Origin of the sequence: Geofilum rubicundum JCM 15548, from assembly GCF_000974365.1 — a bacterium.
GTDB lineage: Bacteria > Bacteroidota > Bacteroidia > Bacteroidales > Marinilabiliaceae > Geofilum > Geofilum rubicundum.
Genome location: NZ_BAZW01000058.1, coordinates 1 through 24,211 on the forward strand (window position 1 = coordinate 1; position 24,211 = coordinate 24,211).

Here is a 24,211-nt window from a genome sequence, read left to right on the forward strand (position 1 = left end):
TCCACTTCGTTACAACTCCCGCTACGCTGCGCCTCTCGACCTAATGACCTAACAACCTCTTAACCTCTCCGCCTCTCAACCTATCAACCTAATGACCTAATACCCTATCAACCCCTCCAACCCTTCCTCCTCGCCGCCTCTCAACCTAATACCCTATCTTCCCAATCTACCCCACCAACCCTTCCTGCCCTTCCTACCCTTCCTACCCTCCCCTAAAAAACCTTTTTCATTCCAACTTGTTTACCAAATACGACAATTAAATTCTAAAAAAACATTTAAGTTATGGCATTCACTTTAGAAATAGGACAAAAAGCTCCGGATTTCAAACTACCGGCTACAGATGGGAAAACTTACTCTTTGGATGATTTTTCAGATGCCCCATGGCTCGTGGTATTCTTCACCTGCAACCACTGCCCTTATGTCATTGGTTCCGATGAAGTAACGCGCACCACAGCAGAAAAATTCAAATCCAAAGGCGTTCAGTTTGTGGGAATCAATTCCAACAGTAAAAACACCCATGAGGACGATAGCTTCCCCAACATGGTTAAACGCATGGAAGAATTCAAATTTCCATGGACCTACCTGCACGACGAGAGCCAGCAAATTGCCAAGGACTATGGCGCCCTGCGCACCCCCCATTTTTATGTCTTTAATATGGACAGGGAACTGGTATACACCGGCCGGGGGGTTGATACCCCGAGAGATACCTCAAAAATGACCGAAAACACCCTGGAATTGGTATTGGATGCGCTCACAAGTGGCCAGAAAGCGCCCTATTCGGTGACCAATCCCATTGGTTGTAACGTGAAATGGGATGGGAAGGACCGACATTGGATGCCGGCAGATGCCTGCGATCTGGTATGATCGACTGACAATATTTAACTTATAAAGGGGATGTCCGTTTGGACAGCCCCTTTATTAACACACCTTCATCTTACTATTAACAAACCAATACGATGATTCAAATTTCCTCAACATCTCATTAATTCATCGATAAACCATCCACCATCCAATCTTCAATATCCATCGCACTTTCGTGCTCATCGAAGGAATTATTCAACATCCAGTCCGTAATACTCATAAACGCTTCCTGAATAAAAAGTTGTGCAGAAATCCTGTATTGCAGCATCCAATCCTCAACGTTATCTGTTAAATCCGTTCTGTAAAGAGAAGCTTCCACCAAAGGCTCAAAACCAAACATCCATTCCCTCATTTCAGAATCAGGAATGTCCACACCCAGGATATCTCCAAGCATCCAATCCTCCAGATCATTTTCATTATAAACCAGAACGGGTGCTCCATTCAACATCCAGTCCTCCAGAAAAAAACAAGTCTCGTCGGCGTGCTCGAAGGGCATGTCACAAACCATCCAATATTCCAACATCATCATTTGCCCGATACTAATTGGCGTATTGTATGTATAGCTAAAGTACAACGGAGCAACATCCCCGCTTTTTTGGTCGCATTGCGAATACCCGCTACCAATGGTTAAAAACCACAGCAGTGAAGGTATAATGGTTAAGCGTGCCAGCTTCTTTGTCATGACCGTTTCCTCCAATTACAAATAAGCACTTTCGCTGGACATGAAGTCCGTTTTCCAGGCTGAAAAGCCATTTACATATTTTAACGTTACAAAGCACTTTTTAGTTACATATTCCTGCTGCTTTCTCAAAAATTAAGGATCCCTTAATTAATTAAAAGAATTAATGTCAACCATTTTAATCATTCGGCTTTCCACAGACCCTATTTATAACCTTCCTTTTACTCCTATAAATTTAAGCAATAATTAAGGCTTAATCAAGCTAATTAACATCAAATATTTGCCGCACACAATGTCTACATGGGCCTCATCACACCCCACGAATTGTCTGTACTTTCAAAGAAAGGGAGAGCTTCGCCAGACGCGCCATCAAAAAGAACGGCCATTATTTCTTCTTCTTCTTTTTCTTGCTGCCTTTCTTGCCGGACTCCTCAAAATCAATCAGCTCATTAACAACCGATTGCCAATCGTGCGTCGCGGCTTCGGACAAATCCACCGTTTTTTCGTACTCATTCTCGCTCAGATGCAACACCTTTACCGGTTTATCCAAATAGGTCTCAATCTCTTCCAGCATTTCTTTTTCTTCATTGCTGCAAAAGCTAATGGCAGTTCCCCTGTGAACGCCGCGACCGGTGCGACCAACACGGTGGACATAATTCTCGGCAATGTCGGGCAAGTCGTAATTCACCACATACTCTACGCTGGGAATGTCAATGCCTCGGGCACTTACATCGGTGGCTACCAAGACTTTATTACTGCCATCTCGAAATCGGTCCATGACTTTGGAGCGTTCTTTTTGCTCAAGGTCTCCGTGGATCGATTCACAGGCGACACCAATTCGCTCCATGGCTTTGACCACTCGTTGGGCACGGACTTTGGTCCGTACAAAAACCAGGATTTTGCTTTCGGGATGTTCCTTGATGATACGCTCCAGAAAAAAACGCTTGTCATCCATCTCCACGTAGGCCACCGAGTGGTCGATGTTTTTTGAAACCGGGTCCTTGGGGGATATTTGAATGCGAACGGCATGTTTCACCAATCCGTAGGCCAGATCTTTGATGCGCTCATCAATGGTAGCTGAAAAGAAAAGGGTTTGCCGTCTGCTAGGAATACGCCGCACCAACTGTTGCATATCTGCATAAAAACCACGTTCCAACATGTGATCGGCTTCATCGAGAATCAATACCTTAACCGATCTAAAACTGAGGTGCCCCTGTGCAGCCAGATCAAACATCCGGCCAGGTGTTGCCACCAACACGTCCACCCCATGCTTCAAGTGGGCAATTTGCGGATCCTGATCCACGCCACCATATAAACCAATGACTTTGATGCCGGTGCCGGCAGAAACTTCCTTAAACACGCCTGCCACCTGCATGGCCAGTTCGTGGGTAGGCACCATCACCAAACAGCGCATGGCACCACTTTCTACGGGTGTATGACTGGTAGCTATGATTTGCGTTATGGGAATAGCAAACGCGGCGGTTTTACCGGTTCCGGTCTGGGCTATGGCCAGCACATCTTCTCCTTTTAATATGGGAGGAATACACTTATATTGAATATCTGTTGGCCTGCTAAATCCTAAGCGCTCCAAATTTTGCGTTAAAGCTGGTATAAAGTTGTACTTTGTGAACTTCATGCTAATAATGTTTGATTTCTTTCTGAGTCCTATTTGTATCCATCCGCCAGATCAAAGCCCGCAACGAAAGACTTTAATAAGAGCTGCAAAGATACATTATAAAAGTGGCTTTTACGAAAAGCCATCCATTATCAAACGGAACGCTTTCAACATTAATCCTCCAATAATACCGGTAAATCAACCAGACAAAATCCTAAATGGTGTTAATTTGCGGCTGATTATAATAGCAACCTAAATAAATCGAAATACTATGTTGAAAACTTTGAAGTTGATTGGAGCAGTTGTCTTCACGCTGGCATTGATGAGCTGCAACCAGGAAACGCCCTACAGCGGAAACCCTGTTTTTAAATCCCCTTTTACAGCTGACCCGAGTGCTTTGGTGCACAATGATACGCTCTACATTTTTACCGGAAGTGATGAACAGGCAGAGAATGTAGATGGTTTTTTGATGAGCCGGTGGTATGTGTTCTCTACGACCGACATGGTCAATTGGACCAATCACGGCGCCGTTCTTTCAGTGAATGATTTTGAATGGGCAGCACACAATGCTTTTGCCGGTCACGCCGTCGAAAACCACGGGAAATTTTGGTGGTACGTACCCATGGTACACAAGGATTCGACAGCTCGCGTCCATGAAGGTTTTGCAATGGGAGTGGCTGTGGCCGACCATCCGGCAGGTCCCTACACCGATCCCATTGGTGATCCCCTCATTACAGACACCACCGCGAATTCCATTCCTTTAAATATTGACCCCGCTGTTTATGTGGACGATGACGGTCAGGTCTATTTCTTCTGGGGTTCCTGGAATGAGGTCAGAATGGTTAAAATGAAGGACAACATGATGGAATTGGATGGACCGGTTCAAAACGTGGAAGGACTCACCAATTTCTTTGAAGCACCGTATGTGCATAAACGTGGTGACACCTATTACATGACCTATGCTGCCGGCTATCCTTCAAGAACGGAATATGCCACCAGTAAAAGCATCAACGGACCATGGGAATACCAGGGCGTTATTCACGATACGATCCCCAACTCGCCCACCAACCACCAGGCCATTGTCCATTTTAAAGGCCATGACTATTTTATCTACCACACAGCCGGACTTCCCAACGGTGGCCCCTACCGCAGAAGTGTTTGCATCGACAAACTGGAATATGATGAAAATGGCTTGATTAAAAAAGTTGTAAGAACCGATATTGGTGTACCAATGATAGACTAACCCGCAATAACCCAAGCGATAAAAGGGTGTGACCGTATTGGTCACACCCTTTTTAAATTTAAAAAAATCCCTATCTTTATCCGGATCCGCCGAAAAAAAATCATTTTAGCCCGTCCCTTTTAATCATATACATAAATAGCCATGCACACCTACTTCTTGACCCTGTTTCTGTCGGCCTTTCTGCTGACCGGATGTTATAATACCCGGGAACCACAGCACAACACCATCTATGTGGATGGTAAAAACATTTTTGATGCCAGCGGTGCACCACTCATCATGAGGGGTGTGAATGAAATGTTCATCTGGTCCGATGATTTTTTGGGAGACACCATCATCCCTGAAATAGCCAAAACAGGAGCCAATGCTTTGCGCATTGTCTGGCTCACAGAGGCATCCAATGCCAAAGCTTCTCCGGAAAACCTGGATCTTATTCTGCAGAACACCATCAACAGCGGACTATTTCCCATGCCTGAACTGCATGATGCCACTGGCAAATGGGATAAGCTGGACTCGCTGGTGGATTATTGGACCAGACCTGATGTGGTGGAAGTCCTGAAAAAACACGAAGAATATCTCCTTCTGAATATTGCCAATGAGTGCGGTGGTCACGAAATCAAGTCGGATCAATTCCTACAGGGGTATAAAAAGGCGATTGACCGACTGCGGGCGGTGGGCCTCCAATGTCCGCTGGTCATTGATGCCTCGGGCTGGGGACAGGACCTTGATATTTTGCTTGAAACGGGGCCGGAATTACTGCAGCACGATCCGGAACACAATCTCATTTTTTCCGTGCACATGTGGTGGCCGGCTGAAGATGGTTCTAAGCAGCGCATCATCCACGGAATTGAGCAATCTGTAGCTCTGAACCTGCCACTGATTGTGGGAGAGTTTGCCCCCATGGGTGTTGGCTGCGCCAGAAGCATCGATCATATAACCATTATGGAACAGTGCCAAAAACATGAAATGGGCTGGTTGGCCTGGTCGTGGGGCGCTGTAGGCAATGGCGATTGTGAAGAAATGGATATGACACGGGGAGACAGAAGGGGAACCTTTGAGGGGCTGACCGACTGGGGACTGGAAGTATCTATTAATCACCCTTTAAGCATTCAAAACACGTCCATCCGATCCGGTTATTTGAAATCAAAAATAAAATGAACACATAATATCATCTCATTTTGTGGATGTTTCATAAAAAAGTGGTTATTTCGCACTCTATTTATAAACCTTAAAACAAGTATCAGCAAGTGAGAAAATGGCGCATTGAAGATTCGGGAGAACTCTACAACATCAATGGATGGGGTGTAGATTACTTTTCCATCAACGAGAAAGGCAATGTTATTGTAACCCCCAAAAAGGACAGGGCCGGCGTTGAACTAAAAGAGCTCATGGACGAGCTAACGGTGCGCGATGTGCCGAATCCTGTGCTCATCCGCTTTCCGGATATTCTCGATAACAGAATTGAAACCATCTCACAATGTTTCAAAAAAGCGGCAGAAGAGTACGAGTACAAAGCTCAGAACTTTCTGATCTACCCCATCAAGGTCAATCAAATGCGTCAGGTGGTGGAAGAGATTGTCAGTCACGGCAAAAAATTCAACATAGGCCTCGAAGCCGGCTCTAAACCTGAATTGCACGCCGTTTTGGCCATCAATACAGAAACCAACTCACTGATTATCTGTAATGGATATAAGGACGAGGATTACATTGAGTTAGCGCTATTGGCCCAGAAAATGGGTAAGAGTATTTTTATCGTGGTTGAAAAGCTCAATGAACTGCGCTTAATCACCTCCATAGCCAAGCGCTTGAAAATTAAACCCAATATAGGGATTCGCATTAAGCTGGCCAGCACGGGCAGCGGAAAATGGGAAGAATCGGGTGGCGACAGCAGTAAATTTGGTCTTTCATCCAGTGAATTACTGGAAGCCCTTGACTTTATGGAACTCCATAAAATGAAGGATTGCCTGCGTCTAATTCATTTTCACATTGGCAGTCAGGTAACCAAGATCCGCCGCATAAAAACAGCCCTGCGTGAAGCAGCGCAATTTTATGTGCAATTACATAAGTTGGGGTTCAAACTCGACTTTGTGGATATTGGTGGTGGTCTTGGTGTGGATTACGACGGTACCCGCTCATCAGTCAGCGAAAGCAGCATTAATTATACCATTCAGGAGTATGTGAACGACTCTATTTCCCATTTTGTGGTGGCCGCCGACAAACATGGCCTTCCCCACCCAAATGTGATCACGGAATCGGGCCGTTCCTTAACCGCCCACCATTCGGTATTGGTCTTTGAAGTTTTGGAGGCCACTTCTCCCCCCATGTGGAAAGAGGAGGATGATATCCAGGAAGCAGACCATGAACTGGTCAGGGAAATGTACGAGCTATGGGACAATGTGAACCAACCACGCATGCTGGAAACCTGGCACGACGCGGTCCAAATCCGGGAGGAAGCTTTGGACCGCTACAGCCTGGGCGTTCTTGATCTGATAACAAGGGCCAAAGTAGAGCGGCTTTTTTGGTCCATCGCTCAGGACATCAACCAAATTGCATCGACGCTGAAACATGCTCCGGATGAATTTAAAAACATGTCAAAGATTTTGGCCGACAAGTATTTCTGCAACTTCTCGCTATTTCAGTCATTGCCGGATTCCTGGGCCATCGATCAGATTTTTCCCATTATGCCCATTCACCGGCTGGACGAGAAACCAACCAGAAATGCCACTTTGCAAGATATAACCTGTGACTCGGACGGAAAAATTGACAATTTTATTGCTACCCGCAATATCAGCCATTTCCTGCCGGTACACCCCCTTAAAGCCAAGGACACCTATTATATTGGTGTATTTTTAGTAGGTGCCTATCAGGAAATATTGGGTGATTTGCACAACCTGTTCGGTGACACCAACGCGGTGCATGTCACGGTGGACAAGGATGGCTATGAAATTGAACAGATTATTGATGGTGAAACCGTCGCTGAGGTTTTGGAGTATGTGCAGTACAACCCCAAAAAGTTGGTGCGGACGGTAGAGACATGGGTCACGTCTTCCGTAAAAGCCGGAAAGATCACGGCCGAAGAAGGCAAGGAATTTTTATCCACCTATCGTTCAGGCTTATATGGCTATACTTATTTGGAATAGAAGAAATTAACGGACATTCAGAAAGCCCGGCGACCTCGCCGGGCTTTTTTTGGCGGGTTGCCCTTTTTGCATATCAAGCGAATATACCTATTTTCGCTTCAAATTAAAGCACTGTGATTCATTCGAAATATCTTTCCATCATATTCCTTTTATGGCTGGTCCCGATTGTTTCCTTTGGGGGAAACAAGGACAGCACCAGGTACGCCATCGAAGCCAAATACCATTTGGGCATTGTTGTTCCCCACCATACCAGCATGACCTACCTGATCAATGATTACGCCCGGGGCGGGGAAATCAACCTGATCCGTCAACGCCACCGGTCGGGCCTCTGGGAAAGCTACCTCAATCGTCCGGAGACCGGAATCGGACTTTGGTTCAGCACCTTTGGACGTCCCGACATTTACGGGGAAGGTTTTGCCATCTATCCTTTTATCAATTTCAGACTATTCCAGCTGGGGCAACTGCAAGCCAAATCGCGCGTAGCTCTCGGGTTGGGTTTTGCCAACAAGCCGTTTGAAGTGGGCGTCAATACCTATAACACGGTCTTCGGTTCACATTTAAATGCCTACATCGGTTTTGGCTTTCTCCTGAACTATCCGGTCACCGACCGGGTAGCCCTTTCCGGCAGTTTTTCACTCAACCACATGAGCAACGGATCGTCCCGAAAGCCCAACAACGGCATCAATACAGCGACTTTTACGCTGGGGGCCATTTACGAACTGTCCCCTGTCAAAGCGCCCGATTATCATCCGGTCAGTCCCCCACCCTCTTCGGCCAGGGAATGGCTCACCACCCTCAGTGCAGGAAGAAACCAGGCCGCAGCCTACAACCCCACGATTTACTGGTCGGGCAGCCTCACCACCACCCATCTTTGGTATACCACCAAAACCAGGGCATACGGACTGGGACTGGATTTTATTCGTTTTGGTGGCGCCCCTCTGGCTTCCAAAAACTTTCAGGACATGGATGAAAATGCGGTTTACAGCTTTAAAGATGAGCTGTATGCCGGTCTGTTTGGCACCATGGAATCACATATGGGCTCTACGGCTTTGTACATTGCTGCAGGTGGTTATCTTTACCACGCTACGAAACCGAGACAACCGGTTTACGCCCGCTTGGGTGTGCGTCAAAAACTAACAGGGAACCTTTTGGCCCACTTTGGCATTAAGGCGAACTTTTTCACGGCGGAGTTTATTGAGTTTGGATTGGGGTATAGGTGGGGGAGATAGGTTATTAGGTCGAGAGGTTGAGAGGTTGAGAGGTTTAGAGGCAATTAGGTTGTTAGGCGGAGAGGGTAGGAAGGGGTGGATGGGTAGATGGGGTAGATTGGGTTGATGGGGTGAGTGGGGTAAGTGGGGAAGAAATGGGTTATAAAATGGAGATGGTATGAAGCATATAGTTATTGGAATATTGGTATTGGGAATGTTGGCGGGTTGTAGTTACATTACGGACCTGAAGCGGACGGGTGATGAAATCACTCAGGATATGGAGTGGTCGGGGGCGGATGACATTGAAATATGGGCGCCTGTGCGCCTCATCCTCGTGAATAGTGAAAGCACATCTCTGAAGTTGTCGGGCATGGATTTTATTGTGGAGGGCTATGACCTGATTCAGGAGGAGAGCAAACTGACCATACGACACCAAAACATTGACTGGCTGCAGGACAGCAAAATTGCGGACTTATATGTCTACAGTCCGGATTTCAACCGCATTACGGCCAATTCACCTTGCCAGATCAGCACCTTGGGGGACACACTTCACATCAACCATTTATCTTTAGTCGTCAATGGCAAAGGGATTTTTACGACCAGTGACATGACGCTGAAGGGCCATTCTTTATCCATTTCGGTTTATGGCGGCATCAATAAAAGCAAACACACGCTTTCAGGCCAGATAGATAACGCCCTCTACCACATTCAGGGGGGCACCGATATTGAAGCGGTGGATTTGTCAACTCAAAACACCACTCTTATTCATAAATCTTACGGGGATTGCTACCTGAATGTCGCCGATCAATTGCAAGTCACCATCTTTTCAACCGGCAATGCCTTCTACACCGGATCGCCGGACCTGACCTTTGAACAACGCAAAAACACCGTCATGACCGCCACCGGCAAAGCCATCCCCTTCTGAACAGGCGAACTCAAAATACAGCTCCTAACAGTACCATTAAGAAAAAGACCAGCTTTACAGTCTTCGAAAAAAAGACCAGCCTTTAAGTCTTTGAAACCAAGGATAACCATTACTTAAAGTTTGTATATAAAGGTCCATTTACAAGGCTTGCGAAGTCGCCAAAAACGGAATTTAACTTGTATAAATGAGTATTTTGGCGACAAGCGTAACAGTCTATCCCGATTTTTCGGGACAGTAAATGGGGCTTTAGGAACAAACTTTTAGACGTTGGCGACCTTTATGATATCCGCAAAAACCCCCGCAGCCGTCACCTCAGCACCAGCCCCATAACCCTTCACCTGCATGGGGTGTTCATTGTAGTTTTCTGACCAGATCAAAATGATGTTGTTGCTGCCTTCCAGATCGTAAAAGGGGTGTGTTTTGCCGACTTCGATGAGTCCCACCTGGGCTTTCCCTTCCGATAATCGGGCGGCATACCTCAGGCGCTTCCCTTCTTTTTCCAGTTTCTGACGACGGGCTTCAAAAACAGGATTCAATTCGGTCACCTTCTCCATAAAAACTTCCAAAGACGGCAGATTGAGATACTCTGCCGGCACAAAGGTTCTACCTCCACATCCTCCTGCTCCAATGGATAACCCGACTCCCGGGCCAGAATTAACAGCTTGCGCACCACATCCGTTCCACTTAAATCCACTCTTGGATCAGGCTCACTGAATCCTTTTTCCTTGGCCTCCAGGATAACTTCCGACAAAGGCTTCTCTTCCGAAAGCTCATTTACGATGAAATTCAGCGTACCGGAAACCACCGCTTCGAGACGCTCAATGGTATCACCACTGCGCACCAAATCGTTAATGGGTGCTATAATGGGTAATCCTGCCCCTACGTTGGTTTCGAAGAAAAATTTAACCCCCTTTTCGCGGGCTGTGGCCTTTAATTTACTGTAGTGTTGGAAGGACGAAGAACTGGCAATCTTATTGGCTGTGACCACCGAAACGTTCGCATCGAGCAAGGCATGATAGACATCCGCCACCACTTCACTGGCCGTGCAATCCACAAAGACACTGTTCGCCACGTTCATGGCAATGATTTTATCCTTAAAATCATTAATGCTTCCGGGCGTCCCCCCACTGTTCAACTGCTCTATCACCTTATCGGGATCAAGACCTTCCCGGTCGAGCAACATAGACTGGCTGCCAGCTACACCTACCAGACGAATGCGCAAACGGTTCTCCTTTTGCAATTTTTTGGTCTGCGCGCTAATTTTTTTCAACAACTTACTACCAACGGTTCCCTTCCCTGCCAAGAACAAGTTGAGACGAGAGTAATCGGACAAGAAAAAGGCTTCATGAATCACATTGAGCGCCTTTCTTATGTCGCGTTCCTTGATCACAAAAGAGATGTTTATCTCTGATCCACCCTGCGCAATGGCAAAAACGTTCACCCCGTTTTTGCCCACACTGTTGAACAGTTGTCCCGCTATACCGGTGGTTTGCTTCATCTTCTCTCCCACAATAGCCACAACAGCCATTTCGTCATCCACCATCACCCGGTTGATCTGGCGATTGGCCATCTCCCTGTAGAATTCATTTTCAATGGCCGCGCGGGCCACAGCGGTCTGTTCGGTTTCAATCACCAGACTGATACTGTTCTCGGAAGAAGCCTGTGAAATAAGAATCACATTCACCTCACGGGCAGCCAGACAGGAAAACAAGCGCATAGAAATACCTGTAACGCCTACCATGCCAATGCCTTGAACGGTAACCAGTGACACGTCTTTGATGGAAGAAATCCCTTTTATTTGCTGGGCCAAAGATGATTCAGCCATCTGACTGATCAAGGTACCTTTGGCATTGGGATTGAACGTATTTTTTATAAGTATGGGGACCTTTTTCTGAAAGGCAGGAATGATGGTGGGCGGATAAATCACTTTCGCACCAAAGTGCGAAAGCTCCATGGCTTCAGCATAGCTCAGGTGATCGATGCAATAGGCCCGACTAATGACTCTTGGGTCTGCGGTCATGAATCCATCCACGTCGGTCCATATTTCCAGTGTGGCAGCATCAAAGGCAGCCGCCAGTATGGCAGCTGTATAATCAGAACCTCCACGACCTAAGGTGGTGTTTTCATTTTTAGCATTGCTGCTGATGAAGCCTGGGAATAAGGAAAGCTGGCCCAACTGACCTTTCATGTCTGCCAGCAACTGATCGGTCTCGTTGACAAGCACCTGGTTGCGGCCATATTCAAGGTTGGTTTTTATATATTGTCTGCTGTCGTACCATTGAGCGCCCAGATAAGTGGCAATTATTTTAGAGGATAACCTTTCACCAATACCTGATAAACTTTCGAAGCTTTTGCGACTCAGTTCCCTGATTAAAAACACACCCTTTAGAATGATGCGCAGCTCTTCAATATCATGCTCAATAAGGGCACTCACTTTTTTAACACCAACCGGATCAAAAAGCTTGGCAATGATTTGTTGATGGGTTTCTATGATGGATTGCAAATGATCAAAGCAGGCTTCGTTGCCGGAACCGGCCATATTTGCGGTTTTTATTAAGCGGTCTGTAATACCTCCAACTGCAGAAACCACCACCACAACAGGTTCATTTTTAACAGATAAAACAATATCCTTAACCCTCGCAATGGTTTCAGCAGAACCTACTGAAGTTCCTCCAAATTTCAAAACTCTCATCCTACAAATATTTTACTTATGTTCAATTTAGAACAGCCATTAAAAAGCCTGTTCTTTCAGCAAAAATACATAAAAATACCAAGGGACAAAGCAACCAGCACTTAAGAAACTGAAATCTCCACAAATAGAGCTGACATATTCGGTTATTTTGACTTTTATAAAAGTTACATTCGTTTAAAACATCCTCCAAAAACAAAATTTAGACAACTTCAAAATTAGCCCCTAAAAAGATTCAAAGCACTAAATAATTCCATTAAATGTAACAAAAACTTACACCAATGAGTATAAATACCTGATAAACGTATTTTTTAAAACTTTTGAATATTAAATACAATTTTTTGTAAGTTTGTCGACCCATTTTAAACAACGGTTTAAAATTTAGTTTCATACGAACGCTTTCTTGTTAAATGTTAAGAAAAACATTTTTCCGGAAAGGCCCTTTGCAGAGGATATTAACCAGACACCTAAAAACAACTTCCAACCAGAGATGTGATTAGGTGTTTCCTGCTACAAAAAATGAAAAAACCAAACCCCCTTTGCCATGAAAAAATTGACTCAAATTTTAATGGTAACTTATAGCTTAATGCTATTAAGCTCATTAAACCTTAACGCCCAGGTCGATCAAACCTTCTGGTTTGTGGCCCCTGAAACAACGAGGAATCACGCTAAAACACCAGGGATTCTGAGGATTACCGCCTTCGAAAACGCTGCGGTTGTCAAAATTTCTCAGCCAGCCAATAGCGATTTCCATCCCATTACCATCACCGTACCCGCCAATTCTCAGGAAAAGGTGGAGTTCCACGATTATGGTCAGAACATCAAGGCCTTTAACAATGTTGGCAATTGGGTATCTAATCAGAATATTGAGCCACCCAGGCGTGCCGATAACAGCTTGATTTATGAACAGATGCTCTGGTCCATTGAAAACGGCACCATGGACGCGGTCAGATGGAACAATGCTCTTGTTCTGGACAACGACTGGACAGGATTCCCAACCAATAACAGCAATCCGGTGGTGGCCAGTCCCGATCAGATTCCCATCCTGAATAAAGGTTTGCTTATCGAATCGACCAATGGAGCCAACATTGCTGTCTATTACGAGGTGGCCAACCCCAGGAATCCGGAACGATTTAACCTTAAAGGAAGAAATGCACTGGGAAAAGAGTTTTTAATTCCGTCACAAAACAGATACTACAATCTCGGAGCAATGGCTAAAGCCCGTGAAAAAGTAGATATCGTAGCCACTGAAAACAATACGACCATCACTATTAATTTTGACAGAAACATTCACCATTTTGTGGGTAAGCCAACAGCAGGCAATTCATTTAGCATTACACTCGACCGGGGCCAAACCTTCTCGCTGAGATCTAACAGTCAATTAAGAGAGCACCACCTTGGTGGTATCTTTGTTCAATCTGACCAAAATATTGCCGTCACTATTTCCGATGACTCAATAATCGAATCCGAAAACCATCACCACTACGATTTAGTGGGTGACCAACTCATTCCCATCACCATCACCGGCACCCGGTACATTGCGATGCATCCTTCTTTTGGTACCAAACATCAGGATCAATACGAGAATTCCGGGAACACTTCAGTTTCCAACCTCGTTTTTATCTGGCCGGTGGGCGATCCAACAGTTATCAGAATTAATGGTGAAGCTGTAAAAGATGGAGGCGGCGACAAGCTTTTCTCCAGGGGTGAGTTTCATGTAGAAAACATCTCAGACAATGGCATTTTCATCGAAACGAACCAGCCGGTAATCGTATATCAGGTTTCCAGCTACAAATATGAACTGGGAAGTGCTGTGCTCCCTGCACTGGAATGTACCGGATCCAAACAGGTTAGCTTTGCCAGAATCTACAATGCCAACTTTTTTATTCAAATACTGACCAAGAATAAAAACATTCTGGATAATAACGGACAAAACAATTTCGAGGCCTATTATCAACAGGGCAACTCAACGGTGGATGTCACCAATGAACTTTTTAGCACTTCAACGGCATCGTCGGCCGGATGGACTTTAATGGAAAACACCCATTTTGTCGGAGAAGAACAGTGGTACTCCTTTGTAAAATACTTCCCTCAGGATATAGGATTTCCTACTGGCGTGCCCATCACAGTTAAGTTTAAAGAGTCGGCCGGAAGTGACGCCATATATGATGATGAACTGTTCCATTTAAGTGTCCTGGATGCCAATGGTGCCAGTATGAGTTTTGGTTATTTTTCGTCCTACAACTCTGTGGCGATTTCCGGTCCCAGTGCCTTATGCATAGGAAAAGATGTGGAACTTCGGACCAATGGGATTATGGCCGACTGGTACCATGCCCCCAACGATGTGGAACCTTTTGAGACTGGAAAGAATTTGATCTATGTCACAGAACCCGGCGAGTATTGGGTAGAAATCCCCAACTCCAGCTGCCAGTCTTCTGACCCCGTCATCATCGATTACATCATTCCGGATTTTGATTTGGGAGCAGACACAACCGTTTGTCCCGGTGAGCCAGTAGATTTGGGCATTGAAGAATTGGAATATCCGGCAGAATACAGTTGGTTTGTGAATGATGTTTTGGTGCCCGACAATCAAACCTTTGAATACTCCTTTGTAACAGAGCCCAACAACACTTATCACATCATTCTGAATGCCAAAACCAATGTGGATGGCATTGAGTGTGAACATGCCGACACCATTGTAGTGACAACCGGTCCAGAACCATTTATAACACTTGATGCAGAAGAAGAAGTTTGTGCCGGCTCAGAACTCAGAACGGCGTTTTTTGACTTTCTCACCTACGAGTGGGTGTTTCCCGACGGAACCATTTCCAACGATACTTATATCTTCCCTGTAGATGAGGGCACTTACACACTGACAGTGAGCACAGCCGATGGCTGTACTTTGACTCAGGACATTGATGTGACCATTCATGACTTGCCGGTGGTCGACATTAACGACGATGCCGTCTGTCCTGGCGATATTGGCGAATTTAACATTGGGCCCAATAGCCACACTTCTATCCTATGGTTCAATGGAGCTACAACCCAAAGCATTCAACTGCAGGACACAGAAGAAGAATACGTTTGGGTTGAAGTCACGGATAATAACGGTTGTATAAATAGGGATACAGCTTCCTTCACCATACACAATCTCGAAGTTTTTGACTTCAGTACCATTTATATATGCCCAGAACAACAGGATTTCGAGATTGAAATAAACGACAATTTTTTCAATTACGAATGGAGTTTCAAAACAGACCATGAAAGTTCGAATCCTGCCATCGAAATAACCGATGACTCCAATCTGAACCCTTGGGCGTCGTACCATGTGCTCACAGTAACAACTAGCGATCCCACAGTAATCCCTGACCCAGTTGCTGGCAGATACTACGTAAAAGCACAAGATCAGATTAACAATTGTCCGGTAGAGGGCTTTTTCGACTTGGTTGTGACACCGGTACCGAAGTTTGAATTCAAAGTCCCTGAATTTGTGCAAGATTCAAAGATTTGTGAAGGGGATACCATTAAAATTGAATTTAATGATCCCCACGGTCGTGACTTCGATGGTTATGAATGGTCCTTTGTTCCAGAGGATGGATCACCAGAAGTGCATAACTTGTCAACCAATCCATGGATAGAGGCAACCATAGCAGGCACCTATATCCTCTTAGCCAAAATGGAGAATGGCTGTAATGCCAGAGACTCGGTTCCTATAAAAACAGTTCCTGCGCCTGAGCTGGCAATTTCAGATCAGGAAGCCTGTCCTGGAGAGACCATTGAGTTGCAATTGGACGCCTATGTGTCCAACTACAATGATGAACTTTCCCCCGACGCCTACGAATGGCTTAAAGCTCCTGCAGGCATGGAAATCACCGATCAATACCAAGTTATTGACACATCTCCAATTTACATTGTAGATAACGAAACCAAACACGGCTCTTACCGCTTAACTGTTTTCAACGGAATGGGCTGCTTTGCATCAGCATTTGCCAATGCATCCTCCTATGACACACCCAATATTGAGATAGAAGATGATACCATTTGTTTGGGGCAAGATTATCTTCTAAGCATTCCTGAAAATCTGGCCAGTATCGACGGGCAATACTCCTGGTATCTGGAAGGAGAACCAGCACTACCTTGGTACCTCAACGAAGATTTGTCGGTTTCACCTTCTGAAGCAGGTATCTACTCCTACTACTTGATCTTTGAGACCAATGATGGCTGTATAACCAGCGGTACCATGACCCTGACCGTGCTTCCTTCACCAACTTTAGACCTCCCCCCATCAGGCGAAATCTGTAAAGGAGAGACCATCTCGATAACTGCTGAGGATAGTTATGAAAGTTATGTATGGAATGGGGTGGCAGGTGATCACTCTTTCCAGGTCAATACTTCCGGGAATATCAGTTTGGTCGTCACAGATGAAAATGGCTGTACTACTTCTGCCACAACCGCTTTGACGATAAGAGACTTGCCAAATGTGAGCATTGCAAATGCCGAAGCTTGTCCCGATGAAATCATTTCCCTTTCAGTGGAATTTGATCCGGAAGTCTATAACATTATGTGGACCTTGCCCAATGGCAGAACCATCCGGAACACCAACACCATTGAAACGGTAGAAGGAACTTATTCAGTTATGGTGGCGGATGATTTGGGCTGCGCGGGCAGAGATGACGCTACTGTATCCTGGTTGGAATTTCCATGGGTATACTTCAGTCCCGGCAACAACCTCATCGACATGTGCCCCTTTCAGCTTCCTGTTGAAATTGAAGCGGACGGTGATTTCCCGACCTGGGATGAAATTCACTGGCACGATGGCGAATTTGAGAATGAAAGACGACGCACCGCCAACCTAAGTGATACCGTCAATGTGATTCGTGTAAAGAATACGGATGGCTGCTGGTCGCGTGCCAGTCAGTCTGTTCTTCTGGCATTGCCAACGCTTTATGAGGTTGGTCGGAATGTGGAAGGATGCGAACCCACCGATGGCATTCCCTTTGTCGAAAAGCTGGATGCAGGTGTTTACACCATCTATGAAGACTCCACAGAAGAGCCCATTGAAGTTCCCATATCGACCTACCACTGGTATACAGTGAACGAAGCGGGGGTTGATACTTTGGGAACCGATCAAACCTTACTGGCCAAAGAAAGCGGACAATATGTAATTGAAATTTTCGATGGTTGCTGGATGCACCGAGACACTTTCAATATTGATCTATATCCCACGCCTTCGATTGCGGGTATTGACTCGACCATTTACCGTCAGGTGACGGTATTTGCTGAAGGTGGTACCGAGCCCTATTCATATACGCTCAACGACCAGGCGCCTCAGAATGAAAAGACTTTTAAGAATCTGGAAAATGGTGAATACACCGTTTATGTAATTGACAACCATGGCTGTGAGGCATCCACCCACTTTTTGTTTGAATCCAACATGGACATTACGGTGCCGAACTTCTTCACGCCTAACGGAGATGGCTACAATGACACTTGGGTGATAGAGGGAATAGAGAAATTGCCGGAATCGATCATTTATATTTACGACCGCTATGGCAAATTGCTGAAGAAATATGGCTCCAATGATCCGGTCTGGAACGGGGAATACCTCAATCAGGCTGTTCCTTCGGATGATTACTGGTATGTGATTCACTTATTACCGGTGAATAAGTATATCAGAGGCCACTTTACTTTAAAACGCTAACCAGTTTCAGCGCCGGGGAGGCAAAGGCCTCCCCGGTCTCAAACCCCTTAACCAACATTATTATAATGATCAGAAAACTCATCCTTTCACTAACATTCTTACTCCTGTTTACCGGACTATTTGGCCAAAAATATTTCGTTACCAACCAGTATGTTTATGATTTATTTCTGATGAACCCCTCGGCTGCCGGCTTCAACCGTAGCTGTGTCAGCATTAATGGATTTTATCAGCGACAATGGTTTGGTTTTGATTCTGCGCCAACAACGCAATTATTGGCGGTGCAAATGCCTGCCGGTAAAAATGTGGGTTCCGGCACCTATCTCTACAATGACTTGAACGGATATAACAAAAAGTTCAGTGTTATGCAGGCTTTCTCTGTAGAGATTAAACTCAGGGAAAACCGCAGAGGTAACACCTCGCTGGTATTTGGACTGGCTGCTTTGTTGGAACAGGCCACCATTGATCAAAGTGAATTTATTGGAGCCATTGGTATCGACCCGGCTATTAACGGAGCTTCGGAAAGTGGCTTTGGATATAATGCCAACACAGGATTAATGCTGCGCATTAATCAGCACCACATTGGCGGGGCTGTCACCAATATCCTGCCGCAAAACAACCCCATGTACGATTCAGAGTGGGAACCTGACTTGTCTCGTGACATCCACCTTCATGCAGGTACCGTGTTCAAATATCCGGGAAGGGATGTCTGGTTTGAACCTCTGGTTTATTACCGCCAAAATTCAATGGAAGACAGTCGGTTAGACGTCAACATGAAAATGGATGTCCCTACTTTCAATGAAGACTTTTCTCTTTGGGGTATTATTGCCTACCGCCGAGCCTTAGATCACGAGTTTGGGATGAGTCTGGGAGCGGCGACAACGATTGGCATTAATTACAGGGGATTGAACGTGGGACTGGAGCACCAGCTTGGATTAACCTCGGCACAGGGGCAATTTGGCAGTGCCTTTATGCTGGTGGCAGGCTACAATTTCTGTTATGGTAATAGAACAAGGTCTCTGCCCTGTTCAGAAAGGGACCAGATGCTTAATCTCGAATTGGACCAATCTCCAAGAAAAAAACGGGGCTTATTCAGGCGGAGATAATCCCATTTTAATGAGTAATGATTATATTGTCATAGTGAATAACCCACACAAAGCAGGACTGATTCCATGAGGAAAGCTTTAATAATTATAACCGCTATCATATTGTTGCAGGGCTCGTTCAAAAACCTATGGGTTTACGGACAAGAAAAGGTATCGGCCAATACCCCTGTCGTGGCTAACGATGATTTTGCCGGCACCTTTAAAATGACGCCGACTGAAATCAATGTTACCAAAAATGATTACGGCATCGGGAGTGGCATCAGAGGAATCGAAATAACTGTTCCTCCCATTCACGGAACAGCCGCCATAACTGAACACAATACCATCCTATACAAACCTGAAAACTATTTCATTGGATCCGATTCCTTTGTTTACCGCATTTGCAACACTTCGGGGTATTGTGGGGCAGCCAAGGTTTTCGTCAACGTTGACGACTACGACTTTGTCCCCGTGGCCCATAATGATACGGTCATCAGCTATCAGATTAAAAACCTGACCATTGATGTGCTCAACAATGATGAGTACCTGTACGACCTTCCCATAAGTATCGATATCATTACCAATTTCAACAATAGCACGGCCACCGTGGACAATGACTTTAGAATTGTCCCCAACATCAACCGGTATTCTGCGGAAGGGGATTCTTTATTGTATAGAGTTTGTGATAAGGAGGGAGACTGTGACCAGGCCTGGCTTTTTCTTTCACTGGACCAGGATGTGGAACAGGTCTTTTTTATTCCAGAAGGCTTTTCGCCCAATGGCGATGGCATTAACGACACTTTTACCATACCGGATTTTCAGGACGTTGCCAATATGGTCATTTATATTTACGACCGGACGGGGGTATTACTCTATGAAGACCAACAGTTTAACAACAACTGGGACGGTTACGCCAATACCGGAAGTTATAAGGGAAAACGGCTGGAATCAGGCGCCTATTACTACCTGATTCAGGTGGATGGCATCGGCGATTTTAAAGGATTTATTTATTTAAGCAGGTAGTTAAAATTGAAATATAAAAAGCAACATACCAACAACAGAGGATGGATCAGTTACCTGATGGCCATATGGCTCGGGTGTCTGTCTTTGCTTGTTTCTGCGCAACAAAATCCCGTCTTTACCCAATATACCAACAGTCCGCTTTGGATGAACCCGGCCTATGCCGGTTCCAGAAACGCTCTGGCCATTGACTTTACGACCCGACAACAATGGATTGGTGTAGAGGGAGCACCCATGACTTATTATATGGGCGCTCACACGCCCATTAACGACACAAAAATGTCGGTCGGCGCCTCCCTCATGTCGGACATCGCCGGTCCGGTAATCGCCAATCATTTTTCTTTATCCTACGCTTACCTGCTCAGGATCAATCACAATCATTTGTTATCGGCGGGACTCAATGCGGGACTTAACAACCATTGGGTAACCCTCAACAAACTGGATTTAAACGACCCAACGGACCCCAACTTTCAAAACAACATTGAGAATGGGATGACCCCCACCTTTGGAACAGGTTTCGTTCTCTATTCACCCCTTTATTATCTGAGTTTTTCCATGCCCTCCATTCTCCCCGCCAATATGAGCTATCCCGGTGAGAGTCAGTTGGCCTACAGGCGGACCACGCCCTATTTTCTTTCCGCCGGCTTTAATGTTTCCGTTGCAAGAGATCACTTTGTCCGACTCTCAGGCATTGCCCGAATAGAGGAAGCTTATGAAAACTCTTACGACATGAGCGCCCTCTATAATTACAATGGCTATTTTTCAGCAGGGGCCTCTTATCGCCTCAACCAATCTGCGGCGCTGATATTGGGTGTTCAAATCAATGAGAACGTGGGCCTGACCTACTCCTATGATTTTCCGGTAAGCAGCCAACCTTTAAATCTGGTTAACTTTCAGGAATTGACTTTATCAATCGACCTCTTTCAGTATTTTGTACCCAACCTCGACCGTGAATTCAGAAGCAAAAAAGCGGCCACCGATGATGGAAAAACCCGATCCATCCGCTATTTTTAGGACTTTGTCTGACGGATGCCGCTCCAGTCGATCAACGCACTGGTTGCTTTAAAATGATTGGTGTGACCATATAGGAAATCATCCGCCCGCTCATGACAAATCATGGGATGGCAACTCAGCAACACGTTCCGGGGTGACATGTGACGCACGGCCTCCCGGGCATGATTGCCCCATAACAGCCAATAAATGTCCGGATTTCGATGATTGATGTAGGTCATTAATGCAGTGGTAAACGGACGCCAGAGGGCGGCGTGACTGCCGGGTTTGCCCACTTCGCAGGAGAAGGAGGTATTCAACAACAGAACGCCCTGTTGCTCCCAGTACTTAAAGAGCTGGTCGGGTGGCAAAAGCTTAACCCCTTCAAATATTGAATTTAAACGGCCCACTATTTCTCTAAAAGTTCGTTTTTCACCATACTCCGCATCGTAAACGGCTCTGACAATGTTTCGGAGACTGGTATTTCTAAAAGGGGCCGTCCACGATTTTAAGGGGCCCACCTCAAAGGCGCGTCCGGTGGCCACACCGGCTTGGGGATAGGGATCCTGACCAAGAATAAGGACTTTCACCGCATCTAAATCCAGCGTCAGAAAGCGGAGCATATATTCAGGCGGAGGTGTAAAGGGGGCGCCATTCAGAATCTTTGGCGCAATCGTTTCCAATAAAGCATAGCCCTCTTCATTTAAAAAAGGCTCCCAGGAGGGATGCACTTGCAATGGGATTAGTGAACTTTGGTCACTCATTATTTGTTATTTTACCTATTCGTATGATATTAGTTCGCTATTGTTTGGTAAATGACCTATTAACCTAACGATCTTTGTCATAAACCAGCCCTAAAAATAACCATTTAATAATACATGGGGGCTCCCTTTTACCTGCCAATTGTACCAAAATATCTATATTTATAGAAAATAGTTGACCATGCGACAAACCTTCTTTTTCTTTATTTTAATCAGCTTAATCACTGGTGGATGCGTCAACCAACCCCTTTCACACAAACTGACGCACCACGAATTTATTCAGGTAGACCAACCGGCTGCCATCGACAGCACCATTGATGCCGTAATAAAGCCCTTCCGGGACTCTTTAAATTTATCCATGAACACGGTCATTGGAACCAGTAGCGCTTCCATGCGCTCATTCAAACCTGAAAGTCCCCTCTCCTCTTTTGTAGCCGATTTGGTTTACGATGCAGGATATCAATATTTGGAAACTCAGGGCTATACCCGACCCAAATTGGTAGCACTGGTCAATGTCAGAGGTCTCCGGGCGCCCATGCCCGAAGGTCCCGTCCTGCTGCGCAATGCCTACGAAATGATGCCCTTCGAGAATTTGATGACGGCGGTATTACTGAGCGGAGAGCAAATGCAGCAATTCTTTCAATTAATGGCCCATGAAAATGGGGATGGCCTGTCTGGCGCCACTTTCACCCTGACGGATGAAGGTGCCACCTCCATAAGGATTGATGGTCGGCCGATTGATGAATCGGAAGACTATTGGGTGGTGACCTCCGACTATCTGGCAGAGGGGGGCGATGGCTATACCATTTTTGGAAAATCAGACAGACATCTTATTTCAAATTATACCATTCGCGACCTGATCATTGAACGCATTAAATCCATGTCGGAACAGAATCAAATCATTTCACCAGAGATGGGTGTGCGCATTACAGATGTCAGATAAAACCCTATAAGTCGGAAAAAATGCCAAACAGAAGAGAATTTATAAAAAAAGCCGTTGCCGGTGCAGCCCTATTAACCCTCCCCATGGGAAGCCGGGCCTTTTCCGGAAATAAGGAAACCCGCCTTGTCATTCTTCACACCAGCGATGTTCACAGCCACATCGACCCGATGCCGATGAATCACACACGCTTTCCAGGCATGGGTGGTTTTGCTCAAAGGGCAGCGATCGTGAACAAAATCAGAAAAGAGAACGACCATGTTTTGCTTTTAGATTCAGGAGATATATTTCAGGGCACCCCCTATTTCAATTTTTATGAAGGGAGTCTGGAACTGAAGTTGATGACGAAGATGGGCTATGACGCTGCCACAATTGGGAATCATGAGTTTGATAATGGTCTTGAGTCGCTCAACCATCAATTACAACACGCTGGTTTTCCTTTTGTGAGTGCCAATTATTCGTTTGAAAACACACCTTTGGCAGGAAAAATTGCGCCCTGGCTGATCATCAACAGGGGACCTGTTAAAGTGGGGATAACCGGACTTGGCATTGACCCGGAGAGGCTGGTAGCTCCTTCCAACTACAAAGGCATGGTCTGGTCCGATCCCATTTCCGTGGGAGATGCCACAGCAGAAAAGCTCAAAAAGGAGCATGGTTGCGACCTGGTGATTGCTTTGTCGCACCTCGGATTAAAAATGAATAAAGGCAGAAAGGACGATTTTCAGCTGGCAGCTGAATCCAAACACATTGACATTATTTTAGGTGGACATACCCATACCTTCCTGGATGAGCCCATTGTTGAGACCAATGCAGCAGGCAAAGAGATTCTGATCCTGCACTCGGGGCAAAATGGTGTGCGCATGGGAAGAATAGACCTGGTTTTTAGCAAAGACCTGAATAACCAACAGGTCTATCAAATAGAAACCCCCAGCCTAAAATAGGCAGGGGGCTATTTGTTTTAAACAATATTTTCCTTTAAAAAACTACTCCACCGGAATCTGACGCTTAAAGGATTCATCCAGTGAAATAATGGTTTCGGTGGATGAGATGCCCGGGATGGACTGTAATTTATCGTGAAGAATGCGCTTCAAATGCTCATTGCTTTGCGCATAAATCTTGATAAAAATGGCATACTGTCCGGTCGTGTAGTGACACTCAACAATTTCCGGAATTTGCTCCAACATTTGTACCACCTTGTCAAATAAGCTGGCCTTCTTCAAAAACACGCCCATAAAAGCACAGGTATGGTAACCGACTTTTGTGGGATTGAGCACAAATTCCGATCCCTTAATAACACCAATGTTCATCAATCTCTGAATGCGCTGATGAATGGCTGCACCGGACACTTTGCACTCTCTGG

General features: G+C 45.6%; 18 protein-coding genes. 12 read left to right on the plus strand and 6 right to left on the minus strand.

Annotation, left to right across the window (positions count from 1 at the left end):
* Positions 1-282 precede the first annotated feature (282 nt).
* A complete protein-coding gene (locus JCM15548_RS17185; RefSeq protein WP_062127960.1) occupies positions 283-864 on the plus strand; it encodes a thioredoxin family protein in 582 nt (193 codons plus the stop codon).
* A gap of 118 nt (positions 865-982) precedes the next feature.
* Here JCM15548_RS17185 and JCM15548_RS17190 read toward each other — a convergent pair whose 3' ends face one another.
* Both JCM15548_RS17190 and JCM15548_RS17195 read right to left on the minus strand, forming a co-directional pair.
* Positions 983-1,543 (minus strand): hypothetical protein, encoded by a 561-nt coding sequence (locus tag JCM15548_RS17190; RefSeq protein ID WP_157482899.1) that lies wholly within the window; start codon positions 1,541-1,543, stop codon positions 983-985.
* 382 nt (positions 1,544-1,925) lie between these two features.
* Complete coding sequence (locus JCM15548_RS17195; RefSeq protein WP_062127963.1) at positions 1,926-3,176, minus strand: DEAD/DEAH box helicase; 1,251 nt, start codon at positions 3,174-3,176, stop codon at positions 1,926-1,928.
* A 250-nt stretch (positions 3,177-3,426) separates the two neighbouring features.
* Between JCM15548_RS17195 and JCM15548_RS17205 the strand changes: the two genes are divergently transcribed.
* The 5 genes from JCM15548_RS17205 to JCM15548_RS17225 all read left to right on the plus strand — a co-directional run bounded on the left by JCM15548_RS17205 (position 3,427) and on the right by JCM15548_RS17225 (position 9,668).
* Positions 3,427-4,398 carry a glycoside hydrolase family 43 protein gene (locus JCM15548_RS17205; RefSeq protein WP_083985220.1) on the plus strand — a complete coding sequence of 324 codons (972 nt, stop codon included), beginning with the start codon at positions 3,427-3,429 and terminating at the stop codon, positions 4,396-4,398.
* A 141-nt stretch (positions 4,399-4,539) separates the two neighbouring features.
* Positions 4,540-5,553 carry a cellulase family glycosylhydrolase gene (locus JCM15548_RS17210; protein ID WP_062127967.1) on the plus strand — a complete coding sequence of 338 codons (1,014 nt, stop codon included), beginning with the start codon at positions 4,540-4,542 and terminating at the stop codon, positions 5,551-5,553.
* A gap of 89 nt (positions 5,554-5,642) precedes the next feature.
* Complete coding sequence (speA, locus tag JCM15548_RS17215) at positions 5,643-7,535, plus strand: biosynthetic arginine decarboxylase (RefSeq protein ID WP_062127969.1); 1,893 nt, start codon at positions 5,643-5,645, stop codon at positions 7,533-7,535.
* 113 nt (positions 7,536-7,648) lie between these two features.
* On the plus strand, positions 7,649-8,764 hold the full coding sequence (locus JCM15548_RS17220; protein WP_062127971.1) for an acyloxyacyl hydrolase: 1,116 nt from the start codon (positions 7,649-7,651) through the stop codon (positions 8,762-8,764).
* Positions 8,765-8,921: 157 nt separating this feature from the next.
* Positions 8,922-9,668, plus strand: coding sequence for a GIN domain-containing protein (locus JCM15548_RS17225; protein WP_062127972.1), 747 nt, complete (start codon positions 8,922-8,924; stop codon positions 9,666-9,668).
* A 260-nt stretch (positions 9,669-9,928) separates the two neighbouring features.
* Here JCM15548_RS17225 and JCM15548_RS25790 read toward each other — a convergent pair whose 3' ends face one another.
* Together JCM15548_RS25790 and thrA are read right to left on the minus strand one after the other, a co-directional pair.
* Complete coding sequence (locus JCM15548_RS25790; RefSeq protein WP_262487122.1) at positions 9,929-10,234, minus strand: hypothetical protein; 306 nt, start codon at positions 10,232-10,234, stop codon at positions 9,929-9,931.
* Positions 10,210-12,360: a bifunctional aspartate kinase/homoserine dehydrogenase I gene (gene thrA, locus JCM15548_RS17230; protein ID WP_262487123.1), complete on the minus strand. Its 2,151-nt coding sequence runs from the start codon at positions 12,358-12,360 to the stop codon at positions 10,210-10,212. Before thrA ends, JCM15548_RS25790 begins: the two co-directional genes overlap by 25 nt.
* Before the next feature lie 541 nt (positions 12,361-12,901).
* Between thrA and JCM15548_RS17235 the strand changes: the two genes are divergently transcribed.
* From JCM15548_RS17235 to JCM15548_RS17250, 4 genes are all read left to right on the plus strand, one after another.
* Positions 12,902-18,058: a T9SS type B sorting domain-containing protein gene (locus JCM15548_RS17235; protein ID WP_062127974.1), complete on the plus strand. Its 5,157-nt coding sequence runs from the start codon at positions 12,902-12,904 to the stop codon at positions 18,056-18,058.
* Between the two features lie 65 nt (positions 18,059-18,123).
* Positions 18,124-19,161 (plus strand): PorP/SprF family type IX secretion system membrane protein, encoded by a 1,038-nt coding sequence (locus JCM15548_RS17240; protein WP_062127976.1) that lies wholly within the window; start codon positions 18,124-18,126, stop codon positions 19,159-19,161.
* Between the two features lie 66 nt (positions 19,162-19,227).
* Positions 19,228-20,163 carry a T9SS type B sorting domain-containing protein gene (locus tag JCM15548_RS17245; RefSeq protein ID WP_062127978.1) on the plus strand — a complete coding sequence of 312 codons (936 nt, stop codon included), beginning with the start codon at positions 19,228-19,230 and terminating at the stop codon, positions 20,161-20,163.
* 6 nt (positions 20,164-20,169) lie between these two features.
* Positions 20,170-21,174, plus strand: a complete 1,005-nt coding sequence (locus JCM15548_RS17250) for a PorP/SprF family type IX secretion system membrane protein (protein ID WP_062127980.1) — start codon at positions 20,170-20,172, stop codon at positions 21,172-21,174.
* Here the strand turns inward: JCM15548_RS17250 and JCM15548_RS17255 are convergent.
* Entirely contained in the window at positions 21,171-21,914 is a 744-nt protein-coding gene (locus JCM15548_RS17255; RefSeq protein ID WP_062127982.1) for a uracil-DNA glycosylase, read from the minus strand. The genes JCM15548_RS17250 and JCM15548_RS17255 overlap by 4 nt on opposite strands.
* Before the next feature lie 178 nt (positions 21,915-22,092).
* Here JCM15548_RS17255 and JCM15548_RS17260 point away from each other — a divergent pair, with 178 nt between their 5' ends.
* Positions 22,093-22,854 (plus strand): 5'-nucleotidase C-terminal domain-containing protein, encoded by a 762-nt coding sequence (locus JCM15548_RS17260; RefSeq protein WP_062127984.1) that lies wholly within the window; start codon positions 22,093-22,095, stop codon positions 22,852-22,854.
* 20 nt (positions 22,855-22,874) lie between these two features.
* Complete coding sequence (locus tag JCM15548_RS17265; protein ID WP_062127986.1) at positions 22,875-23,792, plus strand: bifunctional metallophosphatase/5'-nucleotidase; 918 nt, start codon at positions 22,875-22,877, stop codon at positions 23,790-23,792.
* Between the two features lie 42 nt (positions 23,793-23,834).
* Here JCM15548_RS17265 and JCM15548_RS17270 read toward each other — a convergent pair.
* A partial coding sequence (locus JCM15548_RS17270; protein ID WP_083985221.1) for an Lrp/AsnC ligand binding domain-containing protein occupies positions 23,835-24,211 on the minus strand: 377 nt, incomplete at its 5' end.